Origin of the sequence: Nonomuraea longispora (genome assembly GCF_004348345.1) — a bacterium.
Taxonomy (GTDB): domain Bacteria; phylum Actinomycetota; class Actinomycetes; order Streptosporangiales; family Streptosporangiaceae; genus Nonomuraea; species Nonomuraea longispora.
Genome location: NZ_SMJZ01000019.1, coordinates 1 through 24,513, shown reverse-complemented (window position 1 = coordinate 24,513; position 24,513 = coordinate 1). Strand labels below are relative to the sequence as shown.

The window sequence follows — 24,513 nt, the reverse complement described above, 5'->3', positions numbered from 1 at the left end:
GATGTTAGAGAACCTTTCCAAGGCTACTCGCCCGGACCGGCAGCGCGCGCCCAGGTGGTCGTGCCGCCACGCACGATCCTCTCAGGACGGCGCGGTCACGTCGCTACCCCCTAGTCAACCCGGGGGTCGCGCATTTATCACTATTTGATATCAACACCCTGCCTGGAGGTTTACTTCCCTCTGGAGATCACTCTGCTGGTGATCCGCACCTGAGGGGACAACTCGGACAGCAGATCGGCGAGTTCCTCACCCGCCTGCTTGAGCTCCACCAGCGACATGGGCTCCAGGCGTTCGAGCAGGAAGATGGCGTTGGTGGTCTCCTCGGTGAGCCGGGTGCGCACCACCTGGCGCCAGTTCCACCTGCGGCAGGTCACGCCGATGTCGTCGCGCCAGATCACCTCGCCGGGGTCGGGTGTGCCGAGCGCCTCCTCGGACGCCTCCTCGCCGCTCGCCCTGACCAGCCGCGCCGGCCCGGAGTAGTGGTCGAGGTCTTCTCCGCCGATGGGCAGTGCGTGTTTCACGCTGATCGAGTTGTACGCGTCGACGACCTGGTTGATCTCCGGCAGCGGCATCCGGCGGGTGAGGGCGTCGACCGAGGGCCTGGTGCGCTGCGGTTTGGCCCCGAACGCGCGGTAGGCGTCCTTCCAGGCGTCGATCTTCTCCGTCTGGACGGGCGCGGCCGAGGCTTCGGCGAGCCAGGCGCGTGAGCGCTCGTCGGTGGGGCCGTTACGCAGGTCGTGGGCGGTCATGACGAGGACCGCGAAGTCGGGCCGCAGCGCGAGGACCGCGTCGTCCACCTGGATGTCGTCAAGCATCTCCACAGTTTACGATCCCGGGAAATCGCAGAATTTACTTTGCAAAATTCCCTTTGCGGCCTACGGTGGACGTGTGGAGGAGAAATACAAGATCAACGATCCGCGGGTGCTCAAGGCCGTGAGCCACCCGCTGCGGGCCCGCCTGCTCGGCCTGCTCCGCGCCGACGGGCCGTCCACCGCCAGCGAGCTCGGCCGCAAACTGGGCGAGAGCTCCGGCTCCACCAGCTACCACCTGCGCGAGCTGGCCAAGTACGGCTTCATCGAGGAGGACCCCGAGCAGCGCGACGGGCGCGAGCGGCGCTGGCGTTCCCGGCACCGCTACACCTCGTGGAACAGCCGGGAGATGTCCGGCACTCCCGAGGGGCGCGAGGCGGTCAGAGTCATGCGGTTGTGGCAGGCCGAGGTGCTCGGGCGGTTCGTCCAGGAGTTCGACGAGTCCGAGTGGCCTCCGGAGTGGGTGGAGACCGCGGGCCTGAGCGACCACATCGCCGAGCTGCCGCCGGCCGGGCTGGCCGAGTTCATGGCGCGTACCGAGGAGCTGCTGCGCGAGCTGACCGTGCGCCACGCCGGCGCAACCGACGCCGAGCAGGTGCGGATCTGGGTGGGGGGCTTCCCCAGGGAGCGGAGGTCGGAGCCGTGACCGCGCGGTCGGCGTTACGGCGCTACATGCTCGTCAGCTTCCTGACCTGGCTGCCGATCGGGCTCGCGATGGCCGCCCAGGTGTTGCTGATGACAGAGAGAGGCCTCGGGCTGGCGCAGATCGGGCTGGCGACGACGGTGTTCTCGATCGTCACCGTGAGCCTCGAACTGCCCACCGGCGGGCTGGCGGACGTCCTGGGGCGGCGGGTGGTGCTGGCGGCCTCGGCGGCGTTCACCGTCGCGGCTCTGGTTCTGATGAGCGTGTCCACGACGTTGTGGATGTTCATGGCGGCCGGCGTGCTGAAAGGCGTGGCCAGGGCACTGTCCAGCGGCCCCGCCACCTCCTGGTACGTCGACACGCTGCACGGCGTCGAGGGCCGCGACGCCGACCTCAAGCCCGGCCTGGCCAGGGGCGGCGCGATGGAGTCCGCGGCCCTGTGCGCCGGCGTGCTGGCGGGCGGCGGCCTGCCGCTTCTGGTGCCGCCCTCGCTGATCCTGCCCCTCGCGGCGCCGTCGCTGGTGGGTGCGGTCGCGGCGGCGCTGCTGCTGTTCGTGGTGGTGTTCGCGCTGCCCGAGCCGGCCCACCGACGCCGCACGCTGCCGGGCGTGCTGCGCGAGGTGCCGGCCACGGTGGCGGGCGGCGTGCGGCTGGTCGCGGGCCGCCCCCTGCTGCGCAGGCTGGCGATGGTCGCGGCGGCCACGGGCGCGGTGCTGATGACCATCGAGCTGCTCACCCCGGGCCGGCTCGCCGAGCTGGCTGGCACGGCGGAGGGGGGCGGCATGACGTACGCGGTGGTCGCGGCGCTCGGCTTCGCGGGCAGCGCGATGGGCAACGCGCTCGTGCCGCGCGTGGCCCGGCTGGCCGGCGGGTCGGCGGGGGGAGCGGTGGCCGGGACGGTGCTGGCCGCGCTCTCCGTGGGAGCGCTGGCCGCGACGGCCGGCCTGGAGGGCCTGCCGGGAACGCTGAGCGCGGGGCTGGCCTACGTCGTGCTGTTCGTCGGCATCTCGCTGACGGGCACGCTCTGCCTGGAGCTGACCCACAGGGCCGTCACCGCCGCCGAGCGCACCACGGTCGCCTCGACGAGCTCCATCGCCCTGCAGTCCGGCGGGACCCTGGCCAATCTCACGCTCGGTGCCCTGGCCGCGCAGGCGGGCCTCGCCGCCGCCTGGGCCGTCGTGGCCGTCGTGACGCTGGCCTCGGCGCTGCTGTTCGTCAGGATGCCCGCGCCTACGGGCTCCAGTCGAGCTCAGGCCCGACTGGCACGATCCGGCTCGGGTTGAGGTCGGTCTGGGTGATGAAGTAATGACGCTTGATCTGGTCGAAGTCGGTGGTTTCGCGGAAGGCCGGGATGCCGTACAACCTGCGCGCGTACGCCCACAGCGCCGGATAGTCGATCAGCCGCCTGAGGGAGCACTTGAAGTGCGTGTGGTAGACGGTGTCGAACCTGGCGAGGGTGGTGTAGAGGCGCACGTCGCTGTCGGTCAGCGTGTCGAAGAGGAACTCCGATCCCGCGAGGCGCACCTCCAGGAAGTCGAGGGTGGTGAAGACGCAAGTCACCGCCTCCTCGTACGCCTGCTGGTCGCGGGCGAAGCCGGCTTCGTACACCGCGTTGTTGAGGCCGTGGTAGAGGCGGTCGTTCATGATGTCGACGTCCGGGCGCAGGCGCTCCGGGTAGAGGTCCGGAGAGGTGCCCCATGACGTCTCCAGGTCGAGGGTGATCCGGGGGAAGTCGTTGGTGACGATGCGCCGGTCCTTGGCGTCCCAGATGCAGGGGACGGTGTAGCGGCCCGTGTAGCCGGGATCGGTCGCGAGATAGAGCTCCGAGAGATATTCCGGGTCGCCGCCGGGGACGCGCCAGCCCTTCTCGTCGCGGATGGGATCGACGATCGTGACGTCCAGCAGGTCCTGCAGCCCGAGGAGCGACCGTACGATCAGCACGCGCTGCGCCCACGGGCAGGCGTAGGAGGCGTAGAGCCGGTAGCGTCCCGGCTCGGGCGGGCCCAGCCGGTCGGTGAAACGGTTGGGCTGCCGGACGAAGCGGCCAGTGTCGGAGAGCTCGCGGCTCGGCTTCATGGTCCTAGTAGAACATGCTTCGAAAGCCGAACTTCGTTCGGGCACAATCGGGGCCATGACGAAATTCGTGGTGACCCCTGCCAATGTGGCACAGCGGGACGCGTGGGCCGGCGGGGCGATCCCCGAGGTCGAACGGGTGCGTCCGGGACTGTGGTCGGTGCCGGTGCCGATTCCGGTCAACCCCCTGCGGTACGTGCTGGTCTACGTCCTGGAGCTGCCCGGCGGGGTGGCGATCGTCGACGCCGGGTGGAACACCGACGAGGCGTACGACGCGCTGGTCGCCGGACTGGCCGTGGCCGGCTACGCGATCACCGACGTCAAGGGTGTGCTCGTCACGCACATCCACCCCGACCACTACGGGCTGGCCGGGCGTGTGCGGGAGATGTCGGGCGCGTGGATCGCGCTGCACCCGGCCGACGCGCGGCTGGTCCGCGAGCGTTACGACGACGCGGCCATCGACTCCCTGGTGGAGCGGGAGCGCGAACTGCTGCGCCGCTGCGGGGTGCCCGCGCTGACGCTGGACGAGCTGGCCGGGGCCTCGATGATGATCCGGCACATGGTCACCATGGCCAGGCCCGACCGGCTGGTGGAGGACGGCGACGAGCTCGGGCTGCCCGGCTGGGACCTGCGGGCCGTCTGGACGCCCGGCCACTCGCCCGGCCACCTGTGCTTCGTCTCGCCCGCGCGCGGGGTGTTGTTCTCCGGCGACCACGTGCTGGCCAAGATCACGCCGATGGTGGCCGTGCACCCGCAGTCCGGTCCCAACCCGCTCGCCGACTATCTCGACTCGCTGGCCGCCGTACGCAAGCTGGACGTCGAGGAGGTGCTGCCCGCGCACGAATACCGGTTCCTGGAGCTGGCCGAGCGGGTCGACAGTGTGATGGCGCACCACGACGAGCGGCTGGCCGAGATCGAGCGGGCGGTGGCCGCGCTCGACGGGGCCGCCTGCTGGGACCTCGCCACCCGGCTGACCTGGTCGCGGCCGTGGGAGACCATTCCGCCGTTCATGCGGCGCGCGGCCAACAACGAGACGCTCGCGCACCTGGCGTGGCTGGAGGCCAGGGGACGGGTGCGCCGGGTGGCGGGCGAGCCGGATTTGTGGTTCCCGGCCTGACGACCGGCGCTTGCGGGCGCGGGGACCTGGGGCGGGTTATCGTACTCGTACTAGAATGTTGTTCTCCTGCCTGGGAGGTTCGATGCTTCGGTTCGATGACAGGGTCGCGATCATCACGGGGGCGGGGCACGGCCTCGGCAGGTCGCACGCGCTGCTGCTGGCCGAGCGCGGGGCCAAGGTCGTGGTCAACGACCTCGGCGGCGCGCTCGACGGCACCGGCGCCTCCACCGGGCCCGCCGCGGAGGTGGCCGAGCTCATCACGAAGAACGGCGGCCAGGCCGTCGCCAGCACCGACAACGTCGCCACGCCCGAGGGCGCCAGGGCCATCGTGCAGAGCGCGGTCGACGCGTTCGGCAAGGTCGACATCGTCGTCAACAACGCGGGCATCCTGCGCGACAAGTCGCTCGGCAAGATGACGGTCGAGGACTTCGACGGGGTGCTCGCCGTGCACGTACGCGGCTCCTTCCTGGTCAGCCACGCCGCCTACCCGCTGATGAAGGCGGCCGGCTACGGACGCATCGTCAACACCTCCAGCCCGGCCGGCCTGTTCGGCAACTTCGGCCAGGCCAACTACTCGACCGCGAAGATGGGCCTGGTCGGCCTGACCAAGACCCTGGGCATCGAGGGCGCGCGCAACGGCATCAAGGCCAACGCCATCGCTCCCATCGCGTGGACCAGGATGACCGAGGCGCTGCTGCCCGCCGAGTTCGAGGCCAAGTTCACGCCGGAGCGGGTGAGCGCGCTGGTGGCGTGTCTCGTGCACGACTCGTGCGAGGTCAGCGGCGAGGTGTTCAGCGTCGGCGGCGGCCGGGTGGCGCGGGTGTTCGTGGCCGAGGGGCCGGGCTGGAAGACGGACGACCTCACGCCGGAGGCGATCGCCGGCAACTGGGACGCGATCATGGCCGAGCAGCCGTACGTGCTCACCGCGAGTGATTCGATGAAGGCCATGCTCTAGCCGCGCGCGGCGCTTCCGAGCCGGTCCTCGCCTGCGGCGGGGGCCGGTCTCGTCGTTCCGGGGTCATCAGACGAATGCCTAAATGTCGGGAGTGAGGGCCAAAGGGCAGGCTTTGTTCGATCTTCGGCGGAAGTTACGGGGGTTTGGGCGATCCATACTCTTGATTTGCCGCATCAGTGATCTTATTGTCGCCACATGACCCCCCAGCCGGGCTCCGCCGGCGACGTGCTGACGCTGATCAGCGCCGGATCGGCGACCACCCGTTCCGACCTCGCGCGGCTCACCGGCCTGGCCAGATCCACGATCTCGCAGCGGGTCGACGCCCTGATCGAGCGCGGCCTGGTGGAGGAGACCGAGAACGGCGAGTCCACCGGCGGAAGACCGCCGCGGCAACTGCGCCTGCACACCGAGGACCACGCCTTCGCCGGCGTCGACCTCGGCGCCACGCACTGCCGGGTCGCGCTGATGGACATCTCCGGCAACGTGCTCGCGGAGTGCGAGGACTCGATGCTGATCGGCGAGGGTCCCGAGAAGGTGCTCGCCCACGTCGACCAGCGGCTCGACCGGCTGCTCGGCACCGCGGGACGGCCCAGGTCCGCTCTGCGCGCCATCGGCATCGGGGTTCCGGGACCCGTCGAGTTCGCCACCGGCCGCCCGAACAACCCGCCGATCATGCCCGGCTGGAACGACTACCCCGTCCCCGACTACTTCGACGGGGTGGAGGTGCTGGTCGACAACGACGTCAACGTGATGGCGCTCGGCGAGCACCGCAACTCCTTCGCCGACGCCGGCCACCTGCTGTTCGTCAAGGTCGGCACCGGCATCGGCTGCGGCATCGTGGCCCAGGGCCGGCTGCACAGGGGCGCGCAGGGTTCCGCGGGCGACATCGGCCACATCAGGGTCAGCGGCCACGAGGACGCCGGCTGCCGGTGCGGCAACAGCGCCTGCCTGGAGGCCGTGGCCGGCGGCGCCGCCATCGCCAGGCGACTGACCGAGCTCGGCCTCGCCGCCGAGACCGGGGCCGACGTCGTGGCACTGGTGCAGGCCGGCAACACGCAGGCGCTGCGGCTGGTCAGAGAGGCGGGCCGGCTCATCGGCGAGGTGCTGGCCAGCCTGGTCAACTTCTTCAACCCCGAGGTCATCGTCATCGGCGGCGCGTTGTCTCGCGTGCACGAGCACCTGCTCGCAGGGATCAGGGAGACGGTCTACCGCAGATCGCTCCCGCTGGCCACGCACCACCTGTCGATCACCCCCAGCCGTACCGGTATCAACGCGGCGGTGCTCGGCGCCGGGATGCTCGCCATCGAACACTACCTGTCACCCGACAACATCAACCGCATAGTCAACGCCTGAGCAGTACGCCCCCACGAGAACGCTGAAAGGGATCTCCGATGCTGGTCATGAAGGGCATCGTCAAACAGTTCCCAGGCGTGCGCGCGCTGGACGGGGTCGACCTGGACGTACGGGCGGGCGAGGTGCACTGCCTGCTCGGCCAGAACGGCGCCGGCAAGTCCACCTTGATCAAGGTGCTGGCCGGGGTGCACCAGCCCGACGCGGGCACGATCGCGTTCAACGACGCCGAGGTGCGGCCGGGCAGCCCGATCGACGCCATCAGGCTCGGCTTCGCCACCATCTACCAGGAGCTCGACCTGGTCGACGGGCTCAGTGTGGCCGAGAACATCTTCCTCGGCCACGAGCACGCCCGCTTCGGCTTCGTCAACAGGGCGGCCGCCCGGCGCGCGGCCCGCGAGGTGCTCGAACGGCTCGGCCACGGCGAGATCAGCCCGTCGGCCGAGGTCGGCCGGCTCTCGCCGGCGGCCAAGCAGGTCGTCTCGATGGCCCGCGCGCTCTCCCACGACGCCCGCCTCATCATCATGGACGAGCCGTCGGCGGCCCTCGCCCACGACGAGGTCGCCAACCTCTTCCGCATCATCCGCGAGCTCACCGCCCAGGGCGTGGCCGTGGTCTACATCTCCCACCGGCTGGAGGAGATCCGCGAGATCGGCGACCGGGTCACCGTGCTGAAGGACGGGCGTACGGTGGCCGTCGGACTGTCCGCCCGCGACACCCCCACCAGCCAGATCGTCTCCCTCATGACCGGCAGGAACGTCGAATACGTCTTCCCCGCCAAGGCGGACAGGGCGCCGGGTGATGAGGTGCTCAGGGTCGAAGGCCTGAGCTCGCCGGGCGTCTTCTCCGACGTCTCGTTCACCGTACGGGCGGGCGAGATCGTCGGGCTGGCCGGACTCGTCGGTTCAGGGCGGTCGGAGATCCTCGAAGCCGTGTACGGCGCGCGCCCCGCCACCGGCCGGGTGGTACTCGACGGGCAGGAGGTACGCCGCAGCGTCGTCGGCACCGTACGGCACGGCATGGGCCTGGCGCCCGAGGAGCGCAAGGCCCAGGCCCTGCTCCTCGACCAGAGCGTCACCGCGAACATCACCCTCGGCAGCCTGCCGGGGTTCGCCCGGTTCGGCTGGCTCGACCGCAAACACGAGCGCGAGGAGGCCAAGAGGCTGGCGGAGATGCTCGACATCCGGCCACCCGACCCCGAACGCCCGATCCGGACTCTTTCGGGCGGCAACCAGCAGAAGGCCGTGCTCGCCCGGTGGCTGCTCGGCAGCCGCAAGCTGCTCCTGCTGGACGAGCCCACCAGAGGCGTGGACGTGGGCGCCAGGGCCGAACTGTACGCGGTGATCCGCAACCTGGCAGAGGAGGGCATCGGCGTGCTGCTGGTCTCCAGCGAGGTCCCCGAGGTGCTCGGCCTGGCCGATCGGGTGCTGGTGCTGCGCGAGGGGACCGTCATCCACGAGGGCGACGCCGCCGGGCTGGACGAGCACGGCGTACTCGACATGATCATGAATGGGAGGGCGGCGTGATGAGCGAGCCCACGAAAGCGCAGACGCTCTCGGCCGCGGGAGGCGGCGGGCCGTCGCGCCGGGGCATCCCCGGTCTGGGATCGCTGGGCGGCGTCGGGGAGATGCGGCATCTCGGCCTGCTCGGCGCGCTGGCGCTGCTGGTCGTCGTCGGCCTGGTCACCAGGCCGGAGAACTTCGCCACCGCCTCCAACCTGGTCAGCATCCTGTCCCTGGCGGCCACGATCGGCGTGATCACGGTCGGGGCCACGTTCGTGATCATCGGTGGCGGCATCGACCTGTCGGTGGGCGCGGTCATGGCGCTGGCCTCGGTCTGGGCGACGACGGTGGCCACGCAGTCGTACGGGCCGGTGACCATGGCGATCTGCGCGATGCTCGTCGGCACCGGGGCGGGGCTGGTCAACGGGCTGCTCATCGCCTACGGGCGGCTCGTGCCGTTCATCGCCACGCTGGCCATGCTCGTCGCCGCCCGCGGGCTGGCGCAGCGCATGTCCGACCGCAAGACGCAGATCATCGACGCCGACAACACCGCCGTGGTGGAGTTGTCGACCACCCGCGTGCTGGGCATCCCGCTGCTGGTCTACATCTTCGCGCTCGTCGTGGTGCTCGGCTGGGTCGTGCTCAACCGCACGACGTTCGGGCGGCGCACCTACGCGGTCGGGGGCAACCCCGAGGCGGCCAGGCTCGCCGGCATCGACGTGCGCAGGCACACGATGCTGCTCTACGCCCTGTCGGGGCTGTGCTGCGGCATCGCCGCCATCCTCATCATGGCCCGTACGACGACGGGCTCGTCCACCCACGGAGACCTGTACGAACTGGACGCCATCGCCGCAGTGATCATCGGCGGCACGCTGCTCACCGGGGGCCGGGGCACGATCATGGGCTCGATCCTGGGCCTGCTGATCTTCACGCTCATCACCAACCTGTTCATTCTCAACGGCCTCAACACCAGCGACCAGCTGATCGCGAAGGGCCTGATCATCGTCGCCGCCGTCCTTCTCCAGCGGCGGAATCTGAAGGAGAGAGCACCATGAGTGACAAAGTCGCGCGCAGGGGATTCCTCGTCGGCGGAGCCGCGCTCTTAGCGGCGGGCTGCACCAGCAACGAGCCCGAGGCCGCGCCCTCCAGCGCGGCCGCCGTGCCCGCCCCCGCGGCGAGCGGCAACGACGAGCCGGGCCAGAAGGTGGTGATCGGGTTCTCGGCGCCGGCCGCCGACCACGGGTGGATCGCGGCCATCGCCAAGAACGCCGAGGCCACCGCGAAGCAGTATTCCGACGTCGAGTTCAAGCCGGTCGAGCCGACGAACGACATCAACCAGCAGATCTCCGCGGTCGAGTCGCTCATCGCGGCCAAGGTGAACGTGCTGGTGATCCTGCCGAACGACGGCCAGCAGCTCAACCAGGTCGCGCTGCAGGCCACCGAGGCGGGCATCCCCGTCGTCAACCTCGACCGCGTCTTCCCCGACAAGCTGGCCTACCGCACGTGGGTCGGCGGCGACAACTACGGCATGGGCGTGGCGGCCGGGCACTTCATCGGCAAGCAGCTCAAGGACAAGGGCGTGTCGGACCCGGTGATCGTCGAGATCCAGGGCATCGCCACGCTGCCGCTGACCCAGGACCGCACCAAGGGCTTCGCCGACGCGCTCAAGACGTACGGGTTCAGCGTCACCGCCAAGCAGGACGCGCAGTTCACCGTGGAGACCGGCAACGAGGTGGCCACGTCGCTGCTGCAGGCGCACAAGAAGATCGACGCGCTGTGGAACCACGACGACGACCAGGGCGTCGGCGTGCTCGCCGCCATCAAGGAGGCCAACAGGGACGAGTTCATCATGGTCGGCGGGGCGGGCTCGCTGAACGCGATGAAGGAGATCCAGTCGAACACCTCGGTGCTGAAGGCCACCGTCACCTACAGCCCGACGATGGCCTCGTCGGCGATCAAACTGGCGCGTCTGATAGCACAGGGTAAGGGCATGAGTGACCTGGTGGAGAACCAGGTGCCGCAGTCCATCACACTCGCGTCCGAGACCATCACCAAGGAGAACGTCGAGAACTACATGTCGCTCGGCTTCGAATCCTGATCGGGGGTTGCATGTCAGACAGAACCACCATCGGCGTGGGCATGGTCGGCTACGCCTTCATGGGTCGCGTCCACTCGCAGGCCTGGCGGAGTGTGGGGGCCTTCTTCGACCTGCCGCTGGCGCCGCGCATGGCGGTGCTCGCGGGCAGGTCGAAGGAGCGCACCGAGGCGGCCGCCGCGCAGCTCGGCTGGGACGCCGTCGAGACGGACTGGAGAGAGCTGGTCAAGCGCGACGACGTGCAGATCGTCGACATCTGCACGCCGGGCGACTCGCACGCCGAGATCGCCCTGGCCGCGCTGGAGGCCGGCAAGCACGTGCTCTGCGAGAAGCCGCTGGCCAACACCGTCGCCGAGGCCGAGGCCATGGTGCGAGCCGCCGAGGCCGCGCCGGGCAAGAGCATGGTGGCCTTCAACTACCGGCGGGTGCCCGCTGTCGCGCTCGCCCGCCGCTACGTCGAGGAGGGCAGGCTCGGCGAGATCAGGCACGTGCGGGCTCAATACCTGCAGGACTGGATCGTCGACCCGGAGTTCCCGCTGGTCTGGCGGTTGCAGAAGGACAAGGCGGGGGCCGGCGCGCTCGGCGACATCGGCTCCCACATCATCGACGCCGCCCAGTTCATCACCGGGCAGAACGTGGTGGGCGTGTCCGCGCTGACGGAGACGTTCATCAAGGAGCGGCCGCTGGCCGCCGAGTCGGCCGGGCTCGGCGCAACAGGAACCTCCGCCACGGGGCAGGTCACCGTCGACGACGCCGCCCTGTTCATCGGCCGGCTCTCCGGCGGCGCGGTGGCCTCGTTCGAGGCCACCCGCTTCGCCACCGGGCGCAAGAACGCCATGCGCATCGAGATCAACGGCTCGCACGGCAGCCTCGCCTTCGACTTCGAGGCCATGAACGAGTTGTGGTTCAGCGCGGGCGGAGGCGGTTTCGAGCGCATCCTCGTCACCGAGCCCGACCACCCCTACGTGGGCGCCTGGTGGCCGCCCGGGCACGGGCTCGGCTACGAGCACACCTTCACCCACGAGGTCAAGGACTTCCTGGAGGCGATCGCCACCGGAGCCGACCCCACGCCGTCGTTCGCCGACGGGCTGCGGGTGCAGCGGGTGCTGGCGGCGGTCGAGCAGAGCGCGGCTGAGGGCAGCCGCTACACGAACGTGGAGGACTGACTCATGCGACCCGTCACGCTGTTCACCGGGCAGTGGGCCGACCTGCCGTTCGAGGAGGTGTGCCGGCTGGCGGCGGAGTGGGGTTACGACGGTCTGGAGATCGCCTGCTCCGGCGATCACTTCGACGTCGCCCAGGCCGTGGCCGACCCGTCGTACGTCGAGCAGAAACGCGCCCAGCTCGACAAGCACGGCCTGAAGGTCTGGACGATCTCCAACCACCTGGTCGGCCAGGCCGTCTGCGACCTCATCGACGAGCGCCACAGGGCCATCCTGCCCGCCCGCATCTGGGGCGAGGGCGACCCCGAGTCGGTGCGTCAGGCCGCCGCCGAGGACATGAAGAACACCGCGCGCGCCGCCGCGCTGCTCGGCGTGAACACGGTGGTCGGCTTCACCGGCTCGTCGATCTGGCACACCGTCGCCATGTTCCCGCCGACGCCGGCGTCGATGGTGGAGGCCGGCTACCAGGACTTCGCCGACCGCTGGAACCCCATCCTCGACGTCTTCGACGAGGTCGGCGTACGTTTCGCGCACGAGATCCACCCGAGCGAGATCGCCTACGACTACTACACGACCCAGCGCACGCTGGAGGCCATCGGCCACCGGCCGGCGTTCGGGCTCAACTGGGACCCGTCGCACATGGTGTGGCAGGACCTCGACCCGGTGGCGTTCATCCTCGACTTCAAGGACCGCATCTACCACGTCGACTGCAAGGACACGCGTATGCGCGTCGGCGACGGCCGCAAGGGCCGCATGTCCTCGCACCTGCCGTGGGCCGACATGCGGCGTGGCTGGGACTTCGTCTCCACGGGCCGGGGCGACGTGCCGTGGGAGGACTGCTTCCGCGCGCTCAACTCCATCGGCTACGACGGCCCGATCTCGATCGAGTGGGAGGACGCCGGCATGGACCGGCTCGACGGGGCCAAGGAGGCGCTGAGCTATATCCGCACGCTGAACTCCATCACCCCGCCCGCCACGGCCTTCGACGCCGCCTTCTCCACCGAGTAGCCCCTCCGCGCGGCGCGCCACCGGTCTCGGCCGGCGCGCCGCGCTTGCCGCTGGACGCGGAGCTCGTCCCGCCTCCACCGGAACGCCTCCACCGTTCACCGGGTAACGGACCACAGGCGGGTTCGTCAGTCCATGATGACGATCTGGCGCAGGACCTCGCCGCCGCGCAGGGCCGCGACCGCGTCGTTCAGGTCCGCCAGGCGGATGCGTGAGCTGATCATGGATTCCAGGTCGAGCTTGCCGGCCTTGTGGAGCTTGGCGAAATAGGGGAAGTCGTGGCGTACGTCCGCCTCGCCGTACAGGCTGGACAGCAGGTTCTTGCCCTCGAACAGCAGGCTGAACGCCGAGATCGAGACCATGTCGTCGGCCGCGCCCGCCCCGACCACGACGACGTCGCCGCCCGCCCGCGTGACCTGCCAGGCGCTCTGGATCGTGGCCGCCTTGCCGACGACCTCGAACCCGTAGTCGAAGCCCGCGCCCCCGGTGAGCTCGCCGACCGCCTCGGGAACCTGCTCGGGCGTCACCGCGTGCGTGGCCCCGACCTTCCTGGCCAGCTCGTGCTTGGACTCCAGAGGGTCGACCGCGAGGATCGTGCGCGCGCCGGACAGGCGGGCGCCCTGGATGACCGACAGGCCCACGCCGCCGCAGCCGACAACCGCGGCCGTGGAGCCGGGGCGGACCTTGGCGGTGTTGATCGCGGCGCCGACGCCGGTCGTGATGCCGCAGCCGATCAGGGCCGCCGCCTCCCACGAGACGTCTTCGTCGATCTTGATGGCGCCCTGCCACGGCACGATGACCTCTTCCGCCCAGGTGCCGCACCCCGCCATCCCGAACACCGTCGCCTCGTCGCCGCCGAGCCGGAAGTTGCCCTTGCTGAAGGACTCGATGACGTACTTCATGCACAGGTACGGCTGGCCGCCCACGCACAGGTCGCACTCCTGGCAGGCCGGGCGCCAGCTGATGACGACGTGGTCGCCCGGCTTGACGGACGTGACGTGCTCGCCCACCTCGACGACCTCGCCCGCGCCCTCGTGGCCGGGGACGAGCGGCACGGGCTGCGGGAGCACGCCGCTCATGGCCGACAGGTCCGAGTGGCAGACGCCCGTCGCCCTGATGCGCACGCGTACGTCCGACGGCCCCACGGGGGCCAGGGTGACGTCGTCGCGGATGTCGAGCTTGTCGTTGCCTACGGCGTGCAGGATCGCGGCGCGCATGTGGAGCTCCTCCTCGGTGGGACGGGTGGGGGTGCTTGCGGGCGGTGAACCCCGTCGGGCTACTCCTCCAGCGAAAGGGCGGCCTTGGGGCAGGACCTGACCGCGTGGCGGACGCGGTCCCGCATCTCGGGCGGTGGTTCGGGCAGCAGGATGTGCAGCTGGTCGTCGTCGTCCACCTCGAAGACGTCGGGGGCGAGCCCCATGCACACGGCGTTGGCCTCGCAGACCAGCTCGTCAACGGTCACTTTCATACGAGCCTCCTGTGGTCCCATGAGACCACTTTGGTGCGCTCGACGACGTACGCAACCCGTTTGAGCCCGGTTTTCTCGACGTACGGGCGCAGCAGCTCGTCCGGCACGCCGGGCGTCGTCCTGCGGGCGACCATCATGCCGACGTCCATGACGCGGTCGCGGTCGTCGAGCCGCCCGGCCCTGCCGTAGACCAGGACGCCGCGCAGCTCGTCGTAGGCGTCGCCGGTCTCCACGAGGCAGGTCACCCGGGGGTCGCGGGCGAGGTTGCGGGCCTTCTGCGACTTGGCGTAGGTCCAGAAGGCGATGCGTCCCTCGGAGAGCCCGTAGAACATCGTCACCAGATGCGGCGTGCCGTCCCTGTTGACGGTGGCCAGCTGCAGCTTGCGTGCGGCATCGAGGAAGGAGGTGACGTCGTCGTCGGACATCGCGATGCGAACGCGCTGATTCACGAAGCCAAGTAGAACAGGTTACAGAAGTACCGGGCAAGAGCCCGACGGAATGTTGTTCGGTTCGGCTAGGGTGCATGTCTATGACCATGCCGTCGGAGCTGCTCCACGCGGCTGAGCGCGCCAAAGGATTCATGCCGCCCGAGGAAGGGAGCGCCCTCTTCGAGACGGCCCTGCGCTACGGCCCGCTCGGCCCCATCTGCGAGATCGGCACCTACTGCGGCAAGTCGGCGATCTACCTCGGCGCGGCGGCCAGGCAGGCCGGGTCCGTGGTCGTCACCGTCGACCACCACCGCGGCTCCGAGGAGATCCAGCCCGGCTGGGCACACCACGACCCGGCGCTGGTCGACCCCCGGTTCGGGAAGATGGACTCGTTGCCGGTGTTCAGGGCCACGATCGCGGCGGCTGGCCTTGAGGAGGACGTGATCGCGGTCGTCGGCAGGTCCGAGCGGGTCGCCGCGCTCTGGAACACCCCGCTCGGCATGGTGTTCATCGACGGCGGCCACTCCGACGAGCCGGTGACCCTCGACTACGAGGGCTGGGCGCCGCACGTCATGGAGGGCGGCGCGCTGGCGTTCCACGACGTCCACCCTGACCCGGCCGACGGCGGGCAGGGCCCTTACCGCGTCTACCGGCGCGCGCTGGAGTCGGGCGCGTTCGCCGAGGTGGCGGTGCACGGCTCGCTCCGCGTGCTGGAGCGCGTCGGCCAGGGCATCTAGACGCGCGATCGTGCGTCCGGCGCGCCGGCGCCGGTGCCTTCGCCGACGCGCGTCTCGGGCGTCGTGAGCGCCACCGCCAGCGCGGCCGGGCCACGAGCGCGACACCGTACACGGCGAAGACCGACAGAAGGCTCGCCACCGGGCTCGCGCCAGGGAAGAACGCCTCGGCGACGGCGACGGCCGAGAAACCGTAGATCGCGAAGTGGTCAGCCCGGACAGGCCGGTTGGCGTGCCGGTGGTCGGTCCGGCAGGCCGGAGCTCGCGCCGCAGGTCAGGTGCGCTGGCGGCGGGTCCAGGAACGGCGGGTCCGCGCCTGCCAGCCGCGGTAGTCCTCGTGCGTGCGTGCTTCGTGCCCGAGCGCGATGAGCGCCCGGTCGGTCCACGAGGCCGCCTCCTCCGGGTCGGTGCCGGCCAGGATCGCCACGGCCTGGGCGGCGTGGCCGGGCAGCAGGCCCGAGCGCAGCCGCGCGGCCACGGCGAACGCGCATCCCTGCGCCAGGTGTGCCCGGAACCCGTCGGCGCCCGCGTGCTCGGTCAGCCACCACAACTCGTCGTTCTCGGCGCCGCCCGTGTACGTGGCGGCGAACCCGACGCCGCTCCACAGGTCGGCCCGCCGTCCCGCCGGGAACCGGGCGATCCTGGCGGCGAGGTCGCCGGCCGAGGCGCCGTCGTGGTACCACAGCAGCCGTCCCAGCCCTTGGTCGAACACGGCGCCGTGAGCCCTGGTGAGCACATCGGGCATCGTGCGGTCGCCCACCATCCGGTCGGCCCTCGCCAGGCTCCACTGGAACCCGAACCCGTCGACGGCCAGCCAGCGCAGCAGCGGGTGCGCGCGCCGGGCGCCGCGTACGGGGCGCAGCCGCAGGAGCGCGTACCCGCGGCCGGCACCGAGGTAGGCGGCGTGGCGGTGGTGCTGGGCGGGGCCGGCCAGTAGCTCGTGAAGGCGCCGGCCCCGGGTCAGCGTGAGAAGGTCGAGTACGGTGCAGGCGGCGGCGGCCCCTTCGTAGCCGAAGGGCCGCAGCTCGGCCGCGACTTCCTCAACCTTCTCGACTTCTCGCGACATCACCGCGTTGAAGCCGAAGACATACGACTTTTCGGCATCGGTGAACTCTGTCGGAGAAGCTCCATCTCTGAGCCGGAACCTTCGCCGGCCCAGATCGGACTCCTGCGGATCCTTGGCCAGGAACCGCCGCCATCCCCGCGCCTGGGAAAGTGTCGGCTCGGTCCTGACCTGATCCAAGAACGTTGTTGTGCCCGTGTCGCCCACGCTTCCCCCGAAGACGTCTCGTACCGGCCACTGAAGAAGCTAGTTACCTCATTGCGCCTTTCACCGGCGGCGCACCGGATTTCCCCGGCAAAGAACCCGCAAAAGCCCTTGTGGACCGGCGAAGTACCAGGTCAGACGCCTTCGCCCGAACGTCCCTCCGGCACCGGGGGAGGCAGGCGGCGTCCCGTACCGGCTGCGCATCCGCAGACGTCCGGGTCGAACACGGATGTTCCGGCGATGTCACGGAACAGTCCGGATCCCGGCGAGAGCCCCATCAGCGCGTCGGCCGCGAGGACGACCGCCGCCGCGGTGTACCCGGACCGCTCGTGCGGGAAGTGCCTGCGGTTGGCGTACTGCCACCCCGTCCAGTACGAGCCGTCCTCGTGGCGCAGGTGTTGCACGTCGGCGAACAACGCCGCCGCCCGCTCCCGGTCGCCCAGGGCGTCGAGCGCCAGCACCAGCTCGCACGTCTCCGCCCCCGTCACCCACGGCTGGTCGGACACGCAGCGGATGCCGAGCCCCGGCACCACGAACGTCGCCCACTCGCGCTCCAGCAGCTCGTACGCCTGCCGCCCGCGCACCGCGCCGCCCAGCACGGGGTAGTACCAGTCCATCGAGAAGCGGCTCTTGTCGGCGAACGCCTCGGGATGCGCCGCCAGCACGTGCGCCAGCCGGTCGGCTGCCAGCTCCCAGTGGGGCTGCGGGTCGCCCAGCCGGTCGGCCAGCAGCACGCCGCAGCGCAGCCCCTGGTGGATGGAGGAACACCCGGTGAGCAGCGCGTACGCCGACGGCTTGCCCTGCGCGTCGCGCTCCCAGACGATCTCGCCCCGCTCGGTCTGCAGCCCCGCCACGTAGTCGAGCGCGGCCTTGACCATGGGCCAGCTCTCCTCGGTGAAACGCCGGTCCCCGGTGACGAGATGGTGGTGCCAGACGCCGGCGGCGACGTAGGCGGCGTGGTTGGTCTCGCCGCCCAGCTCGGTGGGCTCGCCGCCGACCAGCTTCATCGGCCATGAGCCGTCGGCGCGCTGGTGGCGGGCCAGCCAGGCGTAGCCGCGGCGTACCGGCTCGGCCAGCCCGGCGACGGACATCGCCATCAGGCACTCGATGTGGTTCCACGCGTCGACGTGACCTTCCGGCCACGGCACGCCGCCGTCGTCCTGCTGCATGGCCGCGATGCTCTCGGCCGTACGCACGACCTCCGCGTGGGAGATCATGGCTTCCGGACGTAGAGGACCACGCTCTTGCCGATGACCGGGTTGAGCAGGGCTTCGGCGATCCTGGTGGCGGCGGGGCGTTTCATGATGTCCCAGACCAGCAGCTCGTGGTAGGCCTTGGCGAGCGGATGGTCGTCGTTGTCGACGCCGACCGCGCACTTGATCCACCAGTAGGGCGCGTGCAGGCCGTGGGCGTGGTGGTGGGGGCCGATCACGAACCCGGTGGATTTCAGCTTGGCCGACAGCTCCGCCAGCGTGTAGATGCGCACGTGGCCGCCGGGCGCCGTGTGATAGTCCTCGTCCAGCGCCCAGCAGATGCGCTCGGGCAGGAAGCTCGGCACGGTCACCGCGGCCGTGCCGCCGGGTCGCAGCACGCGGAAGATCTCCCGCATGGCCGCCATGTCGTCGGGGATGTGCTCCAGCACCTCGGCGGCGATGACCCGGTCGAAGACGCCGTCCTCGAACGGCATGTCGAGCGCCGTGCCCCGGACGGTTTCCCCGGTGGCGCCCTCGGGCACCTCGCCCGCCTTGTCCATGGCCGCGAACATGGCCGCCACGCTGTCGAGCTCCGCCTGGTCCATGTCGAACGCGGTTACGTCCGCTCCCCGGCGGAGCACCTCGAAGGCGTGCCTGCCGCCGCCGCAGCCCAGGTCGAGCACGCGTACGCCGGGGCCGACGGGAAGCCGGGCGAAGTCCACGGTGAGCACTGGTCGCTTCTCCTCGTGATCGAGTTCGGGGTCAGCTCTCGCGGGCCGCGATGGCCTCTCGGTAGGCCTCGACGGTCCGCTTGGCCACGACGTGCCAGGTGTAGCGCTCCATGACGCGGTCGTATCCGGCTCGGCCGACGCGTTCGCGGTACTCGGGGGAGTCGTGCAGGCGGCGCAGCACCGCGGCCAGCTCCTCGGCGTCGCCCGGCGGCACCTGTACGGCGGCGTCGCCCACGACCTCGGGCAGCGCGCCCGTACGGCTGGCCACCAGGGGCGTGCCGCAGGCCATGTGCTCGACGGCGGGCAGCGAGAAGCCCTCGTAGAGCGAGGGCACGACGGAGATCTCGGAGGTGGCGATGAGCTCACCCAGCTCGTCGTCGGAGATGCCGTGCACGAAGCGTACGCGGTCCTGCAGCGACAGCTCCTGGACGAGCTGCTCGGTGGGGCCGCCGGGGGTGGGCCTGCTGACGACGGTGAGGTTGACGTCGCGCTCGGTGGCCAGCTTCGCGACGGCCCTGAGCAGCGTGGCGACGCCTTTCATCGGCGAGTCCGCGCTGGCCACCGCCACGATGGACCCTTTGCGCCTGGGCATGCCGGGGCGGGGGTGGAAATAGCGGGTGTCGACGCCGAGGGGGATCAGGCGCATGTTGGCCTGGGGGACGTTGAAGTCGCGGTGGATGTCGGCCAGCGACGACTCGCTGACGGTCAGGATCGGGCTGAGCCGGGGAGCGACGCGGGCCTGCATCTTGACGAAGGCGTACCACCGGCGCATGGTCAGCTTCTTCGTGCCCCGGGCGGCCTCCAGTTCGATGCGGCGGTCGACGCTGATCGGGTGGTGGATGGTGCCGACCACGGGGAACAACTTCTGGATGCCCAGCAGGCCGTACCCGAGGGTCTGGTTGTCCTGCACGACGTCGAAGTCGCCGACCCGCTTCTTCAGCTCGCGGTAGGCCCGCATGGTGAACGTCAGCGGCTCGGGAAACCCGGCGGTCCACATGGTGCCGACCTCTAGCCAGTCGATCCAGTCGCGGTATTCGCGCAGCTTGGGCGTTCGGAAAGGGTCCTCGTCGCGGTAGAGGTCGAGGCTGGGCACCTCGCGCAGGATGACGCCGTCGTCGAGCTCGGGGTACGGCTGGCCGGAGAACACCTCGACGTGGTGCCCGAGTGCGACGAGCTCACGGCTCAGATGGCGGAGGTAAACGCCCTGGCCACCGCAGGTGGGTTTGCTGCGGTAGGACAGCAGCGCGATCCGCAGCGTTCGCTCCCGCACGGACACCCCTTTCTCGCCGGTGAGGCCCGAAGACGGGCGTGTACCGTAAAGATGACCTTAGTGCGAGAAGGCTACCATCCGGTAGGTTGGCGAGAATTGTTCACAGTGGCTCTCACAGGCCGTGCGAACTGCGAAGTCGCGGTGACCGAGCGTGGTTCGGTGGAACGCGTTCTAGGTGGCTTGATGCCCTATTGGGGCGCTTAGCTGTACATTTCCGTCCCAAAGGGACGCGGGACGCGATCGTTGGAGGACCCTTGGCCAGGCGCGCTCTGATCACCGGCATCACCGGCCAGGATGGTTCCTACTTGGCGGAGCATCTGCTGGAACAGGGCTACGAGGTCTGGGGGCTGGCAAGGGGGCAGGCGAACCCGCGGGTGTCCCGGATGCGCAAGCTGCTCGCCGACGTGCACGTGGTGCGGGGCGACCTGCTGGACCAGGGGTCGCTGATCTCCGCGGTGGAACGGGTTCAGCCCGACGAGGTCTACAACCTGGGCGCGATCTCGTTCGTGCCCATGTCGTGGGAGCAGGCCGAGCTCACGGCCGAGGTGACCGGGATGGGCGTCCTGCGGATGCTTGAGGCGATCCGCGTGTGCTCGGGCGTATCGAGGAGCAGCGGGAGTGCCGGCTCCTCCGGACAGATTCGCTTTTATCAGGCTTCGTCGTCCGAAATGTTCGGCCAGGTCAGCGAAACCCCGCAGACCGAGAGCACCGCCTTCCACCCGCGCTCGCCGTACGGGGTCGCGAAGGCGTACGGACACTTCCTCACCCAGAACTACCGCGAGTCGTACGGGATGTTCGCGGTGTCCGGGATCCTGTTCAACCACGAGTCGCCGCGACGCGGAGCCGAGTTCGTCACCAGGAAGGTGACGCTCGGGGTGGCCAGGATCAAACTCGGGCTGACCGCCCAGCTGCGCCTGGGCAACCTGGAGGCCCGGCGCGACTGGGGGTTCGCGGGCGACTACGTCAAGGCGATGCACCTCATGCTGCAGGCCGGCAGCCCCGAGGACTACGTGATCGGGACCGGGCGGATGAAGTCGGTCAGGGAGCTGGTGGAGGCGGCGTTCACGGCGGCGGGGCTCGACTGGGAACGGCACGTCGTGACCGACCGGGCGCTGCACCGGCCGGCCGAGGTCGACCTGCTCTGCGCCGACCCCAAGAAGGCGCGGGCGCAGCTGGGATGGGAGCCGAGGGTGTCCTTCGACGAGCTCGTCGCGATGATGGTCGAATCAGACCTCCGCCTCCTCACCGACGGCGGCGACCCCGATCAGGATTCTTCCTGGCCGTAGGTTGTCCTCATCTGACTCGACGAACCGGGCTTCGGCTTTTACGGCACCGCCAAGGCCCGCCAGCCGCCGTCGTCGGCTCGCCTCTGTCCAGGGGAACGGCCGCTGACCGGTCAGTGGCGCGCCGCCGTTACGGCGCGCACGGGCACCGTCGGCGTGGTCACTTCCTGCCCAAGGGCGCCAGGCTGATCCGGCCGGGCGAGGTCCGGTCCGGGGCGGAGGGCTTGGCGGTAGGCGCCTGGGGTCAGGCCGAAGTAGCGGGTGAACCAGCGGGTCAGGTGGCTCTGGTCGGCGAAGCCCGTCGTGGTGGCGGCCTCGCTGATGGGGACGCCGTCGGCGATCAGCGCGCGGGCCGCCCTGAGCCGTAGCTGGCGCTGGTAGTCGCTGGGCGGCAGGCCGTATTCGGCGTGGAAGGCACGGTAGACCGTGTAGCGGCTGGCGCCGGTGGCGCGGGCCAGGTCGTCGATGGTCAGGTCGTCCAGCGGGCGGTCGTGGAGCACCTGCCGTGCCTGTCGCGCCACCCGCGCCGGCCTGCCCGCCTCCGGGTGGACGGGGCGGGTGGCGGCGCGGCGTACGAGCTGGGTGATCGTCGTCGTGAGCAGCTCGTCGCGGCGCAGTGACGGCGCACCGGACAGGAGAGCGGTGTGCAGGGCGCGCAGCGCGCCCGCCAGGCGCGGGTCGTCGAACACGGGCTCGGTGAAGAGGGGAAGGCCGGTGCGGCGGCCCGTCACGTCCGCCAGGGTGCCGGAGACCAGGTCGGGGCCGATGTGGACGATCCGGTAGGTGAACCCGAGCGCGTCGGTGGCGTGGCCGTCGTGGGGGTCCTCGGGGTTGAAGGCCATGATCATGCCCGCCGCGCTGGTGTGGGCGGAGCCCCGGCAGGTGAACGACTGCGCGCCCGTCTCGGTGACCCCGAAAGAGTAGGTCTCGTGGCTGTGCCGGTGGTAGACGTGCCGTTCGAAGTGGGCGTGCATCGCCTCGATCGGGTGGTCCGGCGAGCGCCAGTAGCGCGACCAATCCTGCGCCATGAGCTCATCTTCCCATCCCCATTGACAAGAATGATTTTTACGTAAAGGATAGTTTTTGCGATGAGAGACATTCTGTATCTCGAAGAGATCGAGCAGGCCGAGGCGCTGCTCAAGCCGCAGCGCGTGGAGGTGCTGCGGCAGCTGGCCGAGCCGCGCACCTGCTCGCAGGTCGCCGAACGGCTCGGCCAGACGCCGCAGCGGGTCTACTACCACGTCAAGCGGCTGGTCGACGCCGGCCTCGTCGACCTCGTGGCCGAACGCAAGGTCCGCGGGATCAGCGAGGGCATCTACCAGGCGGGCGCCCGGTCGTACTGGCTGTCGCCCCGCCTGGTGGGCCGGATCGGGCTGCGCAAGGCACGCGACGAACTGAGCCTCGGCTACCTGCTCGACCTCATGGAGGAGGTGCAGGCCGACATCGCGGCGCTCGACAGAGCCGCGCCGGAGCTGCCGTCGCTCGGCCTGTCCGGGGAGATTCACGTGCGCCCGGAGAACCGGCACCAGTTCATGACCGAGCTGCAGACCATGCTGCAGGACCTGTTCACCAGGTACGGCGGCGCGGAAGGCGACGCCTTCAAGATCGCCGTCGCCTGCTACCCCAAGACAACGGATCGCCCTGAAGAGGAGCTAGACAATGACTGAGCCCATGATCATCCGCGTCCGTGTCCAGGCGCCGCTGAAGACCGTCAGGCACGCGCTCACCGACCCCGCCGCGTTGCGCGTCTGGCTGGCCGAGCACGCCGAGGTGGCACTGCCCGGCACGTTCGCGTTCTGGGGGCGCAGCATCCCCGAAGGCGACGCGCCGCACCAGCGGCCGCTGCATGCCGACGAGCGCACGCTGCGGTTCGCGTGGCTGCTCGACGGCGAGGAGACCACCACCGAGTTCACGCTGGAGGAGGACGGCGACGCGACCATCGTGGCGGTGTCCCAGACGCACTTCGACTTCCAGGACGTGATCACGGGTAAGAGCATCCGGGGCGTGCTGCAGACGTTCTGGTGCTGCGCGCTGGCCAACCTGGCAGAGCACCTCGAAGGGCGCGAACTCACGCCGAGGATCGACTTCACGACCACGGAGATGCGGGCCCGGCTCACGATCGGCGCCTCGCCGTCCGACGTGTTCGACTCGCTGACCGACTCGGAGGCGGTGACGCGGTGGTTCGGCTACCCCATCGAGATCGAGCCGTACGTCGGCGGGCGCTTCGCCATGGGCGGGCTGGCCGACAATCCCGACCCGGCCAAGGTGATCGAGCTGGAGCCCGGACGCAAGCTCTCCGTGGACTGGGGCGACGCGGGGATCGGTACGTGGGAGCTGGAGGGGTCCGGCGGCAGGACGCGGCTGACGTTGATGCAGAGCGGCTTCGACGAGGCGCGGCCCCCGTACGCGGCGTGGGGCGGCTTCCTGTCGGGGCTCGCGGAGCTGCGGCGCTACCACGAGGTGCCGGACTGGCAGCCGATGTTCCTGCCGTAGGGCGCGCACGAGCGTTCAAGACCTGGCCGGGCGGTGACGCCGAGACTTGAGCCATGCGATTCGATACCAAGATCGGCATTGTGGTGCGCGCGGATCTGGCCGCATGGCAGAAGCTCAACGTCACCGCCTTCCTGTCCGGCGCGGTCGCGGGCGGGGTGCCGGAGACCATGGGGGAGCCGTACGAGGACGGGTCGGGGAACGCGTACCTCCCGATGATCCGGCAACCCGTGCTCGTGTACGCGGCGGACCTGGCGGAGCTGCGCGCTGTTCGCGAGAGGGCGGTGGGGCGGGGGATGGACGTGGCCGTCTACATCGAGGAGATGTTCAAGACGGGACACGACGCCGACAACCGGGCGGCCGTACGGGCTGTGGAGGCGGGAGATCTGGCGTTGGTCGGGGTGGCCGTGCACGGGCCGAAGAACGGCGTCGACAAGGTCCTCAAGGGGCTCTCTCTGCACCCCTGACCTTCCGTACGAACCGGAACGACGTCCGGAGGTTGTCCACAGAACGTGGGTCGGCGTCGTGGCGCAGGCCGCTCAACTCCTGGCGCCTGCGAGACACCCTCGGCCTGGCCGATCGCGGAGCCCGGCGACGGCCGGTCCGCCTACCGCGACCTGGGATGGGAGCAGTACGAGGTCGCGGTCGAGTACGACGGTCAGGGCCACCACACGTCGCCCTCCGACCAGCGGCGCGAGCTGACCGCCGCGACGAGCTCCGGAGACGGGGCTGGCGGGTGATCGCCGTCCGGCGGGTCGTGGTGCCGAGCCAGGTCGCCGACCTATTGCACGTCGTCGCCAACGCCTTGATCGAATGCGGCGTGTCGGTGGGAGTCCTGGCGGGAAATGCGGGGGGTCGTCAGCCGATGGTGACCGGGAGTTCCTTGATGCCGTTGATGAAGTTCGAGCGCAGCCGGCGGGCCGGGCCGGTCTGGCGG

The 24,513-nt window shown here is 70.2% G+C and carries 27 protein-coding genes; 17 read left to right on the top strand and 10 right to left on the bottom strand.

Annotated features, from left to right (window positions below):
- Positions 1–170: 170 nt before the first annotated feature.
- Positions 171–815 (bottom strand): B3/B4 domain-containing protein, encoded by a 645-nt coding sequence (locus E1267_RS07945; protein ID WP_132331309.1) that lies wholly within the window; start codon positions 813–815, stop codon positions 171–173.
- A 73-nt stretch (positions 816–888) separates the two neighbouring features.
- Between E1267_RS07945 and E1267_RS07940 the strand changes: the two genes are divergently transcribed.
- Both E1267_RS07940 and E1267_RS07935 read left to right on the top strand, forming a co-directional pair.
- The gene (locus E1267_RS07940; protein ID WP_138199345.1) at positions 889–1,455 is read left to right on the top strand and encodes a winged helix-turn-helix domain-containing protein; all 567 of its coding nucleotides are present in this window, start codon (positions 889–891) and stop codon (positions 1,453–1,455) included.
- A complete protein-coding gene (locus tag E1267_RS07935; protein WP_132331306.1) occupies positions 1,452–2,735 on the top strand; it encodes an MFS transporter in 1,284 nt (427 codons plus the stop codon). Before E1267_RS07940 ends, E1267_RS07935 begins: the two co-directional genes overlap by 4 nt.
- Here E1267_RS07935 and E1267_RS07930 read toward each other — a convergent pair.
- The gene (locus E1267_RS07930; RefSeq protein WP_132331304.1) at positions 2,683–3,528 is read right to left on the bottom strand and encodes a glutathione S-transferase family protein; all 846 of its coding nucleotides are present in this window, start codon (positions 3,526–3,528) and stop codon (positions 2,683–2,685) included. The genes E1267_RS07935 and E1267_RS07930 overlap by 53 nt on opposite strands.
- Before the next feature lie 55 nt (positions 3,529–3,583).
- On the opposite strand from E1267_RS07930, the gene E1267_RS07925 reads away from it, so the two are divergent.
- The 8 genes from E1267_RS07925 (at position 3,584) to E1267_RS07890 (ending at position 12,715) form a co-directional block, all read left to right on the top strand.
- Positions 3,584–4,642, top strand: coding sequence for an MBL fold metallo-hydrolase (locus tag E1267_RS07925; RefSeq protein ID WP_132331302.1), 1,059 nt, complete (start codon positions 3,584–3,586; stop codon positions 4,640–4,642).
- An 82-nt stretch (positions 4,643–4,724) separates the two neighbouring features.
- Positions 4,725–5,597 carry an SDR family NAD(P)-dependent oxidoreductase gene (locus tag E1267_RS07920; protein WP_132331300.1) on the top strand — a complete coding sequence of 291 codons (873 nt, stop codon included), beginning with the start codon at positions 4,725–4,727 and terminating at the stop codon, positions 5,595–5,597.
- Between the two features lie 195 nt (positions 5,598–5,792).
- The gene (locus E1267_RS07915; protein WP_132331298.1) at positions 5,793–6,950 is read left to right on the top strand and encodes an ROK family transcriptional regulator; all 1,158 of its coding nucleotides are present in this window, start codon (positions 5,793–5,795) and stop codon (positions 6,948–6,950) included.
- 38 nt (positions 6,951–6,988) lie between these two features.
- Entirely contained in the window at positions 6,989–8,473 is a 1,485-nt protein-coding gene (locus E1267_RS07910) for a sugar ABC transporter ATP-binding protein (protein ID WP_132331296.1), read from the top strand.
- Complete coding sequence (locus E1267_RS07905; RefSeq protein WP_236667550.1) at positions 8,473–9,504, top strand: ABC transporter permease; 1,032 nt, start codon at positions 8,473–8,475, stop codon at positions 9,502–9,504. The genes E1267_RS07910 and E1267_RS07905 overlap by 1 nt, the downstream gene beginning before the upstream one ends.
- Positions 9,501–10,547: an ABC transporter substrate-binding protein gene (locus E1267_RS07900; protein ID WP_132331294.1), complete on the top strand. Its 1,047-nt coding sequence runs from the start codon at positions 9,501–9,503 to the stop codon at positions 10,545–10,547. Before E1267_RS07905 ends, E1267_RS07900 begins: the two co-directional genes overlap by 4 nt.
- An 11-nt stretch (positions 10,548–10,558) precedes the next feature.
- Positions 10,559–11,710 carry a Gfo/Idh/MocA family protein gene (locus E1267_RS07895; protein ID WP_132331292.1) on the top strand — a complete coding sequence of 384 codons (1,152 nt, stop codon included), beginning with the start codon at positions 10,559–10,561 and terminating at the stop codon, positions 11,708–11,710.
- Positions 11,711–11,713: 3 nt separating this feature from the next.
- Positions 11,714–12,715, top strand: coding sequence for a sugar phosphate isomerase/epimerase family protein (locus tag E1267_RS07890; protein WP_132331290.1), 1,002 nt, complete (start codon positions 11,714–11,716; stop codon positions 12,713–12,715).
- Between the two features lie 125 nt (positions 12,716–12,840).
- Here E1267_RS07890 and E1267_RS07885 read toward each other — a convergent pair whose 3' ends face one another.
- Genes E1267_RS07885 through E1267_RS07875 form a run of 3 tightly spaced genes read right to left on the bottom strand, consistent with a single transcriptional unit; the run spans position 12,841 to position 14,629 of the window.
- Entirely contained in the window at positions 12,841–13,929 is a 1,089-nt protein-coding gene (locus tag E1267_RS07885; RefSeq protein ID WP_132331288.1) for a Zn-dependent alcohol dehydrogenase, read from the bottom strand.
- 59 nt (positions 13,930–13,988) lie between these two features.
- The gene (locus E1267_RS07880) at positions 13,989–14,180 is read right to left on the bottom strand and encodes a ferredoxin (RefSeq protein WP_132331286.1); all 192 of its coding nucleotides are present in this window, start codon (positions 14,178–14,180) and stop codon (positions 13,989–13,991) included.
- Positions 14,177–14,629: a pyridoxamine 5'-phosphate oxidase family protein gene (locus E1267_RS07875; RefSeq protein WP_181957761.1), complete on the bottom strand. Its 453-nt coding sequence runs from the start codon at positions 14,627–14,629 to the stop codon at positions 14,177–14,179. The genes E1267_RS07880 and E1267_RS07875 overlap by 4 nt, the downstream gene beginning before the upstream one ends.
- Positions 14,630–14,715: 86 nt before the next feature.
- Between E1267_RS07875 and E1267_RS07870 the strand changes: the two genes are divergently transcribed.
- Positions 14,716–15,345 (top strand): class I SAM-dependent methyltransferase, encoded by a 630-nt coding sequence (locus E1267_RS07870; RefSeq protein WP_132331385.1) that lies wholly within the window; start codon positions 14,716–14,718, stop codon positions 15,343–15,345.
- Between the two features lie 271 nt (positions 15,346–15,616).
- On the opposite strand, the gene E1267_RS07865 is transcribed toward E1267_RS07870, so the two are convergent.
- The 4 genes from E1267_RS07865 to E1267_RS07850 all read right to left on the bottom strand — a co-directional run bounded on the left by E1267_RS07865 (position 15,617) and on the right by E1267_RS07850 (position 19,809).
- Entirely contained in the window at positions 15,617–16,612 is a 996-nt protein-coding gene (locus E1267_RS07865; RefSeq protein ID WP_132331284.1) for a DUF1702 family protein, read from the bottom strand.
- Positions 16,613–16,743: 131 nt separating this feature from the next.
- Positions 16,744–17,826, bottom strand: coding sequence for a glycoside hydrolase family 15 protein (locus E1267_RS07860; protein WP_165959508.1), 1,083 nt, complete (start codon positions 17,824–17,826; stop codon positions 16,744–16,746).
- Positions 17,823–18,533: a class I SAM-dependent methyltransferase gene (locus E1267_RS07855; RefSeq protein ID WP_181957760.1), complete on the bottom strand. Its 711-nt coding sequence runs from the start codon at positions 18,531–18,533 to the stop codon at positions 17,823–17,825. Before E1267_RS07855 ends, E1267_RS07860 begins: the two co-directional genes overlap by 4 nt.
- A gap of 31 nt (positions 18,534–18,564) precedes the next feature.
- Entirely contained in the window at positions 18,565–19,809 is a 1,245-nt protein-coding gene (locus tag E1267_RS07850) for a glycosyltransferase family 4 protein (protein ID WP_132331282.1), read from the bottom strand.
- A 248-nt stretch (positions 19,810–20,057) separates the two neighbouring features.
- Between E1267_RS07850 and E1267_RS07845 the strand changes: the two genes are divergently transcribed.
- The gene (locus E1267_RS07845) at positions 20,058–21,089 is read left to right on the top strand and encodes a GDP-mannose 4,6-dehydratase (RefSeq protein WP_132331280.1); all 1,032 of its coding nucleotides are present in this window, start codon (positions 20,058–20,060) and stop codon (positions 21,087–21,089) included.
- Between the two features lie 110 nt (positions 21,090–21,199).
- Here E1267_RS07845 and E1267_RS07840 read toward each other — a convergent pair whose 3' ends face one another.
- A complete protein-coding gene (locus E1267_RS07840; protein WP_132331278.1) occupies positions 21,200–22,114 on the bottom strand; it encodes a helix-turn-helix transcriptional regulator in 915 nt (304 codons plus the stop codon).
- A gap of 60 nt (positions 22,115–22,174) precedes the next feature.
- Between E1267_RS07840 and E1267_RS07835 the strand changes: the two genes are divergently transcribed.
- The 5 genes from E1267_RS07835 to E1267_RS45525 all read left to right on the top strand — a co-directional run.
- The gene (locus tag E1267_RS07835; RefSeq protein ID WP_132331277.1) at positions 22,175–22,753 is read left to right on the top strand and encodes a helix-turn-helix domain-containing protein; all 579 of its coding nucleotides are present in this window, start codon (positions 22,175–22,177) and stop codon (positions 22,751–22,753) included.
- On the top strand, positions 22,746–23,579 hold the full coding sequence (locus E1267_RS07830; protein WP_132331275.1) for an SRPBCC family protein: 834 nt from the start codon (positions 22,746–22,748) through the stop codon (positions 23,577–23,579). Before E1267_RS07835 ends, E1267_RS07830 begins: the two co-directional genes overlap by 8 nt.
- Before the next feature lie 53 nt (positions 23,580–23,632).
- On the top strand, positions 23,633–24,043 hold the full coding sequence (locus E1267_RS07825; RefSeq protein WP_132331273.1) for a DUF2000 domain-containing protein: 411 nt from the start codon (positions 23,633–23,635) through the stop codon (positions 24,041–24,043).
- A 45-nt stretch (positions 24,044–24,088) separates the two neighbouring features.
- A complete protein-coding gene (locus tag E1267_RS07820; RefSeq protein WP_132331271.1) occupies positions 24,089–24,316 on the top strand; it encodes a hypothetical protein in 228 nt (75 codons plus the stop codon).
- The coding region (locus E1267_RS45525) for a hypothetical protein (RefSeq protein ID WP_220449376.1) at positions 24,313–24,513 on the top strand (201 nt) is incomplete at its 3' end. The genes E1267_RS07820 and E1267_RS45525, both read left to right, overlap by 4 nt.

Coding starts and splice junctions, on each gene's coding strand:
- E1267_RS07945 (WP_132331309.1), bottom strand. CDS start 815: ATGCTTGACGACATCCAGGTGGACGACGCGGTCCTCGCGCTGCGGCCC.
- E1267_RS07930 (WP_132331304.1), bottom strand. CDS start 3,528: ATGAAGCCGAGCCGCGAGCTCTCCGACACTGGCCGCTTCGTCCGGCAG.
- E1267_RS07925 (WP_132331302.1), top strand. CDS start 3,584: ATGACGAAATTCGTGGTGACCCCTGCCAATGTGGCACAGCGGGACGCG.
- E1267_RS07920 (WP_132331300.1), top strand. CDS start 4,725: ATGCTTCGGTTCGATGACAGGGTCGCGATCATCACGGGGGCGGGGCAC.
- E1267_RS07915 (WP_132331298.1), top strand. CDS start 5,793: ATGACCCCCCAGCCGGGCTCCGCCGGCGACGTGCTGACGCTGATCAGC.
- E1267_RS07910 (WP_132331296.1), top strand. CDS start 6,989: ATGCTGGTCATGAAGGGCATCGTCAAACAGTTCCCAGGCGTGCGCGCG.
- E1267_RS07905 (WP_236667550.1), top strand. CDS start 8,473: ATGAGCGAGCCCACGAAAGCGCAGACGCTCTCGGCCGCGGGAGGCGGC.
- E1267_RS07900 (WP_132331294.1), top strand. CDS start 9,501: ATGAGTGACAAAGTCGCGCGCAGGGGATTCCTCGTCGGCGGAGCCGCG.
- E1267_RS07895 (WP_132331292.1), top strand. CDS start 10,559: ATGTCAGACAGAACCACCATCGGCGTGGGCATGGTCGGCTACGCCTTC.
- E1267_RS07890 (WP_132331290.1), top strand. CDS start 11,714: ATGCGACCCGTCACGCTGTTCACCGGGCAGTGGGCCGACCTGCCGTTC.
- E1267_RS07885 (WP_132331288.1), bottom strand. CDS start 13,929: ATGCGCGCCGCGATCCTGCACGCCGTAGGCAACGACAAGCTCGACATC.
- E1267_RS07880 (WP_132331286.1), bottom strand. CDS start 14,180: ATGAAAGTGACCGTTGACGAGCTGGTCTGCGAGGCCAACGCCGTGTGC.
- E1267_RS07870 (WP_132331385.1), top strand. CDS start 14,716: ATGCCGTCGGAGCTGCTCCACGCGGCTGAGCGCGCCAAAGGATTCATG.
- E1267_RS07860 (WP_165959508.1), bottom strand. CDS start 17,826: ATGATCTCCCACGCGGAGGTCGTGCGTACGGCCGAGAGCATCGCGGCC.
- E1267_RS07840 (WP_132331278.1), bottom strand. CDS start 22,114: ATGGCGCAGGATTGGTCGCGCTACTGGCGCTCGCCGGACCACCCGATC.
- E1267_RS07835 (WP_132331277.1), top strand. CDS start 22,175: ATGAGAGACATTCTGTATCTCGAAGAGATCGAGCAGGCCGAGGCGCTG.
- E1267_RS07830 (WP_132331275.1), top strand. CDS start 22,746: ATGACTGAGCCCATGATCATCCGCGTCCGTGTCCAGGCGCCGCTGAAG.
- E1267_RS07825 (WP_132331273.1), top strand. CDS start 23,633: ATGCGATTCGATACCAAGATCGGCATTGTGGTGCGCGCGGATCTGGCC.